This is a genomic window from Azospirillum sp. (genome assembly GCF_035627195.1).
In the GTDB taxonomy this organism is placed as follows: Bacteria; Pseudomonadota; Alphaproteobacteria; order Azospirillales; family Azospirillaceae; genus Azospirillum.
The window spans coordinates 1-10,035 of sequence record NZ_DASPMG010000331.1 but is presented as its reverse complement, the minus strand read 5'-3'; the positions used below and the strand labels follow the sequence as shown (position 1 = coordinate 10,035).

Here is a 10,035-nt window from a genome sequence, read left to right as displayed (position 1 = left end):
GTCGGCCAGGATCAGGTTCAGCAGGCGCGCCCGCTGCTCCAGCCCCGCCGCCAGCGCGCGGCCCTCGGCCGCCTCCAGCAGCAGCGGCATGGGATCCAGCTGCCAGGGCCGCTCCAGCCCCTGCGGGTCGCCGTGCACGTGGAAGGTGACGCCGTTGTCGGCGATCAGGCGCTGCCCGCGCTCCCAACGGCGGTTCATCTCCTCCGCCGGCAGCGCCGCCAGCCCCTCGACGAACTCCTCCCAATAGGGGCGCACGGTGCCGTCCGCCCCCATCATCTCGTCACAGCCGCCGACGGGGCGGGGATAGCCGTGGTGGAGCGGGAACGCCGCTCCCGTGCTGAGAGGTTCTGACGCGATGATGGGCACCGGGGATTGGAGTAAGCCGTCCCCCACGGTTACGTCAGCCGCAGGTCGAGCGTCAACGGGAACTCCGGATTGGGCTTCTCGGGCGCGGCGTTCAGCCCGCCCGGATGATGCCCGTGGTCGAAGAACCGCGCCCGGCGCCGCGCCTCCGCCTCGAAGGCGTTGACCGGGAAGGTGTCGTAGTTGCGCCCGCCCGGATGCGCCACGTGGTAGGTGCACCCGCCCACCGACCGGCCGTTCCAGCCGTCCACCACGTCGAACTCCAGGGGCGTGTGCACGCCGATGGTCGGGTGCAGGCACGACGCCGGCTGCCACGCGCGGTAGCGCACGCCGGCCACGAACTCACCCGGCCGGCCGGTGGGGTGCAGCGGCACGCGCCGGCCGTTGACGGCGATCCAGTGCCGTCCGGGCACGAGGTTGGACGCCTTCACCTGCAGCCGCTCCAGCGACGAGTCGACATAGCGCACGGTGCCGCCGCCGCCCGCCTCCTCGCCCATCACGTGCCAGGGCTCCAGCGCCGTGCGCAGCTCCAGCGTGGTGCCGGCCCGCTCGATGGTGCCGATGGCCGGGAAGCGGAACTCGAAGTGCGGGGCGTACCAGTCCTCCATGAAGGGGAAGCCGGCGCGCTTCATGTCGTCCAGCACGTCGCGGAAGTCGGCCCAGACGAAGTGCGGCAGCATGAAGCGGTCGTGCAGCGCGTTGCCCCAGCGCACCAGCGGGGCGGTGTAGGGCTTCGCCCAGAACCGCGCGATCAGCCCGCGCAGCAGCAGTTGCTGGGCCAGGCTCATGCGCGCGTGCGGCGGCATCTCGAAGGCGCGGAACTCCACCAGACCCAGGCGGCCGGTGGGGCCGTCGGGCGAATAGAGCTTGTCGATGCAGATCTCGGTGCGGTGCGTGTTGCCGGTGACGTCCACCAGCACGTTGCGCAGCACCCGGTCCACCAGCCACGGCGGCACCGGCGCGCCCAGCCCCGGCAGCTGGCCCAGCGCGATCTCCAACTCATAGAGCGCGTCGTCGCGCGCCTCGTCCACGCGCGGCGCCTGGCTGGTCGGGCCGATGAACAGGCCGGAGAACAGGAAGGACAGGCTGGGGTGGTTGATCCAGTAGCGGATCAGGCTGCCCAGCAGGTCCGGCCGGCGCAGGAACGGGCTGTCGGCGGCCGACGACCCGCCCACCACGATGTGGTTGCCGCCGCCGGTGCCGACGTGGCGCCCGTCGATCATGAACTTCTCGGTGCCCAGGCGCGACTGGTGCGTCTCCTCATAGACGCCCAGCGTGATGTCCTTCAGGTGCTCCCACGAGGTGGCGGGGTGCACGTTCACCTCGATCACGCCGGGGTCGGGGGTGACCTTGATGACGTTCAGGCGGCTGTCATGCGGCGGCGGGTAGCCCTCGACGTGCACCGGCATGCCGGTGGCGGCCGCCGCACCCTCGACCGCCGCGATCAGCTCGACGTAGTCCTCTGCCCGCTCGACCGGCGGCAGGAAGACGCACAGCTTGCCGTCGCGCGGCTCGACGCACAGCGCCGTGCGCACGTTGTCGGCGACGAGGCCGCGGTCGGTCTCCTTCACATCCTCCATCCGGCCGCGGCGCTGCTCCCCCTGCCCCCAGGTCGGCACCGGGGCGCCGGCGCGGTAATGCTGGCCGGCGTGCAGAGGATCGGGCAGCGGCGGTTCGGGCAGCGGCCCGCGGTCCTCGAACGGGTCGGCCTCGCTCAGGTGCGGGTACTCCGCCGGCGGGATCCACGGCAGGGAGTGCAGCGGCAGGCGGAAGCCCATGGGCGAATCGCCGGGCAGCAGGCACATGCGCTCCCGCCGCGTCGGCCACGGCCCCGTCACCCACCGGCGTCCGTCCGCCGCGTTCCAGCGCTGCAGAGGCAGCGCGTAGCCGACCACCGCGTCCAGCCCGCGCGAGAACACGCGCGCCAGCCGCGCCCGCTCCTCCGGGTCGTCCAGCTTGGCGTCGAAGGGATCGACGTTGGGCGGCAAGGCCTGCTCGCGCAGGATGTAGTGCACCGGGTCCTCGTAGGCCGGGCGCAGGTAGGCGGGATCGACGGTCAGCCGCTTGGCCAGCGCCTCGCCGAAGGCGCGCGCTGTCTCGGCGGTGGGCTGGTAGTCCACGGATTCGTCGGCGATCAGGTCGGGGTTCCGCCACAGCGGCTTGCCGTCGCTGCGCCAGTGCAGGGCGAAGGCCCAGCGCGGCAGCGATTCGCCCGGATACCACTTGCCCTGCCCGAAGGTGACCACCGCCCCCGGCGCGAAGCGGTCGCGCAGGCGCAGCAGCAGCTCCGCCGCGCGCACGCGCTTGGTCGGTCCCAGCGCCTCGGTGTTCCACTCCGCCCCGTCCATGTCGTCGATGGACACGAAGGTCGGCTCGCCGCCCATGGTCAGGCGCACGTCGCCGGCCTTCAGCCTGGCGTCGATGGCGTCCCCCAGCGCGTCGATGGCCTGCCACTGCGCGTCGGTGTAGGGCTTGGTGACGCGCGGCGTCTCATAGAGGCGCCTGACCTCCATGTGGTGGCCGAATTCGACCTCGCTCTCCTCCACCAGCCCGGTGATGGGCGCCGCACTGGTCGGGTCGGGGGAGCAGGCGAGCGGGATGTGCCCCTCCCCCGCCAGCAGGCCGGAGGTGGGGTCCAGGCCGATCCAGCCGGCCCCCGGCAGGTACACCTCGGTCCAGGCGTGCAGGTCGGTGAAGTCGGCCGGCGGCCCGGCCGGGCCGTCCAGCGGCTTCACGTCCGGCACCAGTTGGATCAGGTAGCCCGACACGAAGCGCGCTGCGAAGCCCAGGTGGCGCAGCACCTGCACCAGCAGCCACGCGCTGTCGCGGCACGATCCGGTGCGCTTGCCCAGCGTCTCCTCGCAGGTCTGGACGCCCGGCTCCATGCGGATGACGTAGCCGATCTCCGTCTGCAGGCGCTGGTTCAGCGCGACCAGGAAGTTGGTGGTCTGCTTCTCGCTGCGGTCCACCGTCTCCAGGAACGCCGCCAGCCCCGGCCCCGCCGGCTCGCACAGGCGGTAAGGCGCCAGCTCGTGCGCGAGGTCCGGGTGATAGGTGAAGGGGAAGGTCTCCGCACTCGGCTCCAGGAAGAAGTCGAACGGGTTCATCACCGACATGTCGGCGACGACGTCCACGGTGACCGTGAACTCCGTCGTGCGCTCGGGGAAGACCAGCCGGGCCAGCCAGTTCCCCTGCGGGTCCTGCTGCCAGTTGAGGAAATGCTCCTCCGGCGTGATCTTCAGCGAGTACGACAGGATCGGCGTGCGCGAATGCGGCGCCGGGCGCAGCCGCACCACCTGCGGCGACAGCATGACGGGCCGGTCGTACCGGTATTCGGTGCGGTGCGTGAGGCCGACGCGGATGGTCATCGCACGCTCTCCAGTTCAGGGATAGCTTCGTTCATGGGCAGGGGTGCTATGTCCTCGAAGGACCGGCGCAGCGCCTCGCCCCAGCGGCGGCGGATCTCCGCCAGATAGGGGTGCCCTTCGGTGAAGCGCTCCTGATAGCCGGGGACCAGCGTGTCGCGGCGGTAGCACATCATGTCGATGGGCAGGCCGACCGACAGGTTGGAGCGGATCGTGGAATCGAAGGAAATCAGCGTCAGCTTCGCCGCCTCCGCCAAGCTCATGCTCTGCTTCAGCAGGCGGTCGAACACCGGCTTGCCGTACTTCGTCTCGCCGATCTGGAAGTACGGCGTGTCCGGCATCGCCTCGATGAAGTTGCCGGCGGCGTAGATCTGGAACAGGCGCGGCGCCTCGCCCTTGATCTGCCCGCCCAGCAGCAGCGTGGCGTTGAAGTCGTAGTTGTGCTTCTTCAGGTGCTCGGCGTCGATGCGGTGCACCTCGCGAAACGCCTCGCCGGCCAGCCGCGCCACCTGGAACATGGTGGGGGCCTTCAGGATGTTGCCAGCCTTCTTGCCCCGCGTTCCCTCCTCCAGCAGCGACAGCGCCGCCTGCGTCACGGCCAGGTTGCCGGCCGACAGGAAGACCAGCGTCCGGTCCCCGTCCTTCGCGAAGACCTTCATCTTGCGGTACGTGGCGATGTTGTCGATGCCGGCATTCGTCCGGCAGTCGGAGGCGAAGACGAGGCCGTCGTTCAGCAACAGCCCGACGCAGTAAGTCATGATCACCCCGGCAGTGTTTCCCCGAACGGCAGCAACTCCCATGCCAGCGCCGCCCGGCCGCGCAACCCCACGGCCCTGCCCGCCCCGGTTGAGGGTCCACCGCCCGGAAGCGATGCACGGCGGCGCACACCGGGCGGTCGTTTGCCCGTTTTTCGGGCAATTCCCGCCTGGGGAACAAACGCCGCGGGCGAAGGTTACCCTGCGGCCCCGCACCCCTTCGGCACCCATGGACCCACGATGCAGACGTTCGGCATCCGCCACGTGACGACCTACCGCTACGCCAACCCGGTGACCTTCGGCGACCACCGGCTGATGGTGCGTCCGCGCGGCAGCCACGACATGAAGCTGCGCAGCAGCACGCTCACCATCAGCCCGCCGCCGACGTCGGTGCGCTGGCTGCACGACGTGTTCGGCAACTCCATCGCCGTCGCCTCCTTCGAGGGCTCGGCCACCGAGCTGTCCGTGATCAGCGAGCTGACCGTGGAGCATTACCCGCTGGAGGAGCCGGACTACACCGTGGAGGGCTTTGCGCGCACCTACCCCTTCAGCTACGCGGCGGAGGAAGCGCCCGACCTCGGCCGCACCATGCTGCGCCACTACCCCGACCCCGAGCACAAGGTGGACGAGTGGGCGAAGACCTTCGTCCTCCCCGACGCGCAAGCCGACGGCGGCCTCGTCGAGACGCGCACCATGCTGGAGCGCATGACCATGGGCATCAAGGAGGGCTTCACCTACGCCGCCCGCGACGCGGAGGGCACGCAGTCCCCGGTCGAGACGCTGGAGACGCGCAGCGGCAGTTGCCGCGACTTCGCGCTGTTGATGATGGAGGCGGTGCGCAGCCTGGGCCTCGCCGCGCGCTTCGTCAGCGGCTACCTCTACGACCCGGCGGTGGACGGGGCGGAGGCCGGCACGGTCGGCGCCGGGGCGACGCACGCCTGGGTGCAGGTCTACCTGCCCGGCGCCGGCTGGGTGGAGTTCGATCCGACCAACGGCATCATCGGCGGCAAGCACCTGCTGCGCGTCGCGGTGTCCCGCGACCCGTCGCAGGCGATCCCGGTGTCCGGCAGCTGGTTCGGCGCCCCGGCCGACTTCCTCGGCATGACGGTGGAGGTGAGCGTGACGGCGAATCCGTAGGTTGGGTTGAAACCCAACATCCTTCGCATGGCGAACACGTTGGGTTTTCGCTGGTGCTCAACCCAACCTACGAAACGGCCTGCAAGCGCAGCGGCGCCACCTTCTTCTCCGTCAGCGGCAGGTCGTAGGTGACGGTCGCCCCGTACGCCCCCGGATCGGTCGGATCCACGCGCACCTTGTCGAAGGCCAGCACGCGCGTGCCCAGCGTGAAGCCCTCCTTCAAATCGTGGGTGACCATGAAGACGGTCATCTTCTCCTCCGCCCACAGGCGCAGCAGCAGTTCGTACATCTGCGCCTTGGTGCCGGGATCGAGCGCGCCGAACGGCTCGTCCAGCAGCAGGACCTTGGGCTTCAGGATCAGCGCCTGCGCGATGGCGAGGCGCTGCTGCATGCCGCCCGACAGCTCCGCCGGGTATTTGCCGAGATGATTGCCAAGGCCCACCGCCTCCAGCACGCCGCGCGCCTCGTCCATGGCGGCGCGGCGGCGCGCGCCGAACAGCCGGCCGAGGAACCGCGAGCCCTGGAATTCGCGGCCCAGGATCACGTTCTCCAGCACCGTCAGGTGCGGGAAGACGGAATAGCGCTGGAACACCACGCCGCGGTCCGGCCCCGGCTCGGCCACCAGCGGCGCGCCGTCCAGGTCGATCGAGCCGCGCGTCGGCCGCTCCTCGCCCAGCAGCAGGCGCAGGAAGGTGGTCTTGCCGCAGCCCGAGGGGCCGACCAGCGCGCAGAACTCGCCGGACGGGATGTCCAGGTTGACGCGCTCCAGCACCACCTGGTTCGGGTATTCCATCCACAGGTCGCGGACGGTGACGGTGCTCATGACGAACCCTTTCCGGCCTTGAGCCACGGGAAGCACGCATCGTTGAAGCGGCGCAGAAGGTAGTCGGACGCGAAGGCCAGCAGCGTGATCCAGGCGACGTAGGGCAGGATGACGTCCATCGCCATGTAACGCCGCACCAGGAAGATGCGGTACCCCAGCCCCTCGGTCGCCGCGATGGCCTCGGCGGAGATGAGGAACAGCCACGCCGGCCCCAGCGACAGCCGCAGCGCGTCGGCCAGCCGCGGCACCACCTGCGGCAGCACCACCCGCACGACGATCTGCCACGTCGACGCCCCCAGAGTCTGCGCCTTGATCAGTTGCTCGCGCGGCATCTCGCCCACCCGCATGGCGAGGTCGCGGACCAGGAACGGCGCCACGCCCACCACGATCAGCACCACCTTGGACAGCTCGTCCAGGCCGAAGACGATGAACAGCACGGGCAGCACCGCCATCGGCGGCACCATGGACAGCATGGCGACGAACGGCGACAGCCCCGCCCGCACGTAGGGGATCAAGCCCATGCCGATGCCGATCACCAACGCCAGCGCCGTCGCCACGCCCAACCCCAGGCCCAGCCGGTGCAGGCTGGCGACCGTGTCCACCCACATCAGGTAGTCGCCGGTCCGCGCGTCGGGCGAGAAGGCCATGCGCCCCACGGCGGCGACCATGCCGGACAGCGGCGGCAGCAGCTTGTCGTTGGGGTTCTCCGCCAGCCGCAGCGCCGAGGCCACGCCATAGGCCGCGCACGCCGCCAGGAACGGGAGGGCGCCCCAGAACAGGACGCCTCCCCGGCCGGGGCGCCGGTTGATGATCCGGCGCATCGATCAGAGCTTCCCGTCGGCGGCGAGCTTCATCGCGTCCGCGTCAAAGCGCAGCTTGACGTTCTTGGCGTCGCCCAGCACCACGCCGGCCGGGAAGGCGATGCCCACCGCGTCGCGGCTCTTGGCACCCTCGCCCAGCAGGCCGTGGTCGAAGGAGAAGGTGCGCACGAGGTCCATGGTCTTGATCAGGTCGCCGCCGGTGGCGAAGGCGGCACCCTCGGCCGGGGTGTAGAACATCTTCGTGGTCGCCAGCTGCGCCTGATAGCCGGCGAGGTCGGTGCCCGACGCCTTCGCCATCGCCTCCAGCGCCGCCTTGCCGGCCGGCGTGTCGGGCTTGGTCATCAGGCCCATGATCTCGTACCACGCCCCCACCAGCGCCTTGGCGAGGTTGGGGTTGTCCTTCAGCGTGGCGGTGTTGACGACCATCAGGTCGATGATCTCGCCCGGCACCTTGGAGCTGTCGAAGACCATGGTGGCGCCCGGCGCCTTCGCCACCTCGCTCAGCTGCGGGTTCCAGGTGACGGCGGCGGTGACGTCGGCGGACGAGGTGAAGGCCGACACGATGTCGGCGTCGGCGGTGTTCACCACCGTCACGTCCCGCTCCTTCAGCCCCACCGAGTCCAGCGCGCGGGCCAGCAGGTAGTGGGACACCGACAGCTCGACCAGATTGACCTTCTGGCCCTTGATGTCCTTGAGCGTCTTGCCCTTCTTCAGCACCACGCCGTCGTTGCCGTTGGAATAGTCGCCGGCGATCAGGGCGGTGGTGTCGACGCCGCCCGCCGCCGGGATGGTCAGCGCGTCCATGTTGGTCATGACGCAGCCGTCGAAGGCGCCGGCCGTGTACTGGTTGATGGACTCGACGTAGTCGTTGATCTGCACGATCTCGACCTTGATGCCGTACTTGTCGGCCCACTTCTTCATGATGCCGCTGTCGGCGGCGTAGCCCCACGGCATCCAGCCGGCGTAGATCGACCACGCCACGCGGAAGTTCTTCTTCTCCGCCGCAAACGAGGGGGACTGGGCGGTGACCACAACGGCCGCCGCGAGGGCCACGCCGCACACGACGCGCTTGAGCAAGGTCCGCATCTGCAAAGCTCCTTCAATCCTGAGAGTGGTTACCGCGCCAGCCAGCGGCGCCAGCCGCCGAAGCGGGTGATGTCTTCCGCGCCCTTCAGCGCGATGGGTTCGCACACGAAGCCCTTCACCGCCCCGCCGTCCTCCAGCGTGATGGTGCCGATCGCCATGGGTGCGGGCACCTCGGCCACGAAGCGGCCGAAGGCCGCCTCCTCCAGCTCCCACACCTCCAGCTCGATGCCGCCGGCCCCGCTGGGGTCGCGCACCAGTCCCGGCTTGGCCGGCACCGTCCCGGCCAGCGCGTAGAGGCGGTAGCCCTCGGCCGTGCGCGCCGTGCGCACCAGCCGCGCCCCGCAGCCGGTCAGCTGGGGGTTGAGCGGCTGCCCGGTCAGGTGCGCGCCCACGACGGCGAGACGCACCGTGCCCGGTGCCGCCCGCTCCACGTCCGGCGCCGGACCCGCCGGCAGATGGCCGGTGGCGCCGATGGGCAGCACCTGCGCGCGGTGGAGGCGGTCGCCCAGCGCCGCCAGCGCCCCGTCGGCGAAGGCCCGGCCGATCAGCGTGACGCCGAACGGCAGGCCGTTGGCGCGGAACCCGGCCGGCACGGCGATGGCCGACAGGTCCATCAGGTTCACGAAGTTGGTGTAATAGCCCAGGTTGCTGTTCAGCCGCACGGGATCGGCCAGCACGTCGTCGATGGTGTAGGTGGTGCCGGTGGTGGGCAGCAGCAGCACGTCCATCTTCGCCCACTCCGCCTCCGCCCGGCGGATCAGCTCGGCGAGTTTGTAGAAGCCGGTGAAGGCGTCGGCGGCGCCGATCTTTTCAGCACCCAGGACGATGCCGCGCACCACCGGGTGGATGGCCTCGGCGTTCGTCTCGGCGAACGACCGGATGGCCGCCAGCCGCTCCGCCACCCACGGACCCGAATAGAGAAGCTGGGCCGCGTCGCGGAACGGTGTGAAATCCACCGCCACCCGCGTGCCGCCCAGCGCCTCCAGCCGGTCGGCCGACGCGGCGAACAGCGCGGCGGCCGCCTCGTCACCGAAGAACTCCAACCCGTCCGCCGGCACGCCGAAGCGGAAGCCCGGCGGCAGGGCCGCCGGCAGCGCCACCCCGGCGGGTGCGGCGCGGGAATACGGGTCGGCCGCGTCGAACGCCCCGGCCACGCCCAGCACGGCCAGCGCGTCGCCCGCCGTGCCGGCGAAGATCGACACGCAGTCCTGCGTGCGGCAGGCCGGCACCACGCCCGCGGCGCTGATCATGCCCTTGGTCGGCTTCAGCCCGACGATGTTGTTGAAGGCCGCCGGCACCCGGCCCGACCCCGCCGTGTCGGTGCCCAGCGCGAAGCTGACCAGCCCCGCCGCCACCGCCACGCCGGAACCGGAGCTGGACCCGCCCGACACATAGCGCGGGTCGAACACCGACGAACACGCGCCATAGGGCGAGCGCGTGCCGACCAGCCCGGTGGCGAACTGGTCCAGGTTGGTCTTGCCGATCAGGATGGCCCCCGCCGCCTCCAGCCGCTCCACCACGGTGGCGGAGCGGTCGGGGGTGTAGGCGAACTCCGGGCACCCCGCCGTGGTCGGCAGGCCGGCCACGTCGATGTTGTCCTTCACCGCGAAGGGGATGCCGAACAGCGGCAGGCGCTCCCCCGCCCGGCGCCGCGCCTCGGCGGCGGCCAGCCGCTCGGCGGTCTC

7 protein-coding genes and 1 pseudogene are annotated in these 10,035 nt (G+C 70.7%); 1 reads left to right on the top strand and 7 read right to left on the bottom strand.

All coding sequences use genetic code 11. The features are described from left to right. From VED21_RS29605 to VED21_RS29595, 3 genes and pseudogenes are all read right to left on the bottom strand, one after another. Nucleotides 1–276, bottom strand: a pseudogene (locus VED21_RS29605) (hypothetical protein); the annotation flags it as partial. Between the two features lie 119 nt (nucleotides 277–395). Next, nucleotides 396–3,731: a transglutaminase family protein gene (locus VED21_RS29600; RefSeq protein ID WP_324888898.1), complete on the bottom strand. Its 3,336-nt coding sequence runs from the start codon at nucleotides 3,729–3,731 to the stop codon at nucleotides 396–398. Then, entirely contained in the window at nucleotides 3,728–4,486 is a 759-nt protein-coding gene (locus VED21_RS29595) for a proteasome-type protease (RefSeq protein ID WP_324888896.1), read from the bottom strand. Before VED21_RS29595 ends, VED21_RS29600 begins: the two co-directional genes overlap by 4 nt. Nucleotides 4,487–4,723: 237 nt before the next feature. Between VED21_RS29595 and VED21_RS29590 the strand changes: the two genes are divergently transcribed. After that, nucleotides 4,724–5,620 (top strand): transglutaminase family protein, encoded by an 897-nt coding sequence (locus VED21_RS29590; RefSeq protein ID WP_324888895.1) that lies wholly within the window; start codon nucleotides 4,724–4,726, stop codon nucleotides 5,618–5,620. 67 nt (nucleotides 5,621–5,687) lie between these two features. On the opposite strand, the gene VED21_RS29585 is transcribed toward VED21_RS29590, so the two are convergent. From VED21_RS29585 to atzF, 4 genes are all read right to left on the bottom strand, one after another. Next, complete coding sequence (locus VED21_RS29585; RefSeq protein ID WP_324888893.1) at nucleotides 5,688–6,443, bottom strand: ABC transporter ATP-binding protein; 756 nt, start codon at nucleotides 6,441–6,443, stop codon at nucleotides 5,688–5,690. After that, nucleotides 6,440–7,264 carry an ABC transporter permease gene (locus tag VED21_RS29580; RefSeq protein WP_324888891.1) on the bottom strand — a complete coding sequence of 275 codons (825 nt, stop codon included), beginning with the start codon at nucleotides 7,262–7,264 and terminating at the stop codon, nucleotides 6,440–6,442. The genes VED21_RS29585 and VED21_RS29580 overlap by 4 nt, the downstream gene beginning before the upstream one ends. A gap of 3 nt (nucleotides 7,265–7,267) precedes the next feature. After that, nucleotides 7,268–8,350: a putative urea ABC transporter substrate-binding protein gene (locus VED21_RS29575; protein ID WP_324888889.1), complete on the bottom strand. Its 1,083-nt coding sequence runs from the start codon at nucleotides 8,348–8,350 to the stop codon at nucleotides 7,268–7,270. Nucleotides 8,351–8,379: 29 nt separating this feature from the next. Continuing rightward, nucleotides 8,380–10,035: allophanate hydrolase (gene atzF, locus VED21_RS29570; RefSeq protein ID WP_324888887.1), on the bottom strand; the 1,656-nt coding region annotated here is incomplete at its 5' end.

Excerpts from the sequence above, each read along its gene's own strand:
- VED21_RS29600 (WP_324888898.1), bottom strand. The coding sequence starts at position 3,731 with ATGACCATCCGCGTCGGCCTCACGCACCGCACCGAATACCGGTACGAC.
- VED21_RS29595 (WP_324888896.1), bottom strand. The coding sequence starts at position 4,486 with ATGACTTACTGCGTCGGGCTGTTGCTGAACGACGGCCTCGTCTTCGCC.
- VED21_RS29590 (WP_324888895.1), top strand. The coding sequence starts at position 4,724 with ATGCAGACGTTCGGCATCCGCCACGTGACGACCTACCGCTACGCCAAC.
- VED21_RS29585 (WP_324888893.1), bottom strand. The coding sequence starts at position 6,443 with ATGAGCACCGTCACCGTCCGCGACCTGTGGATGGAATACCCGAACCAG.
- VED21_RS29580 (WP_324888891.1), bottom strand. The coding sequence starts at position 7,264 with ATGCGCCGGATCATCAACCGGCGCCCCGGCCGGGGAGGCGTCCTGTTC.
- VED21_RS29575 (WP_324888889.1), bottom strand. The coding sequence starts at position 8,350 with ATGCGGACCTTGCTCAAGCGCGTCGTGTGCGGCGTGGCCCTCGCGGCG.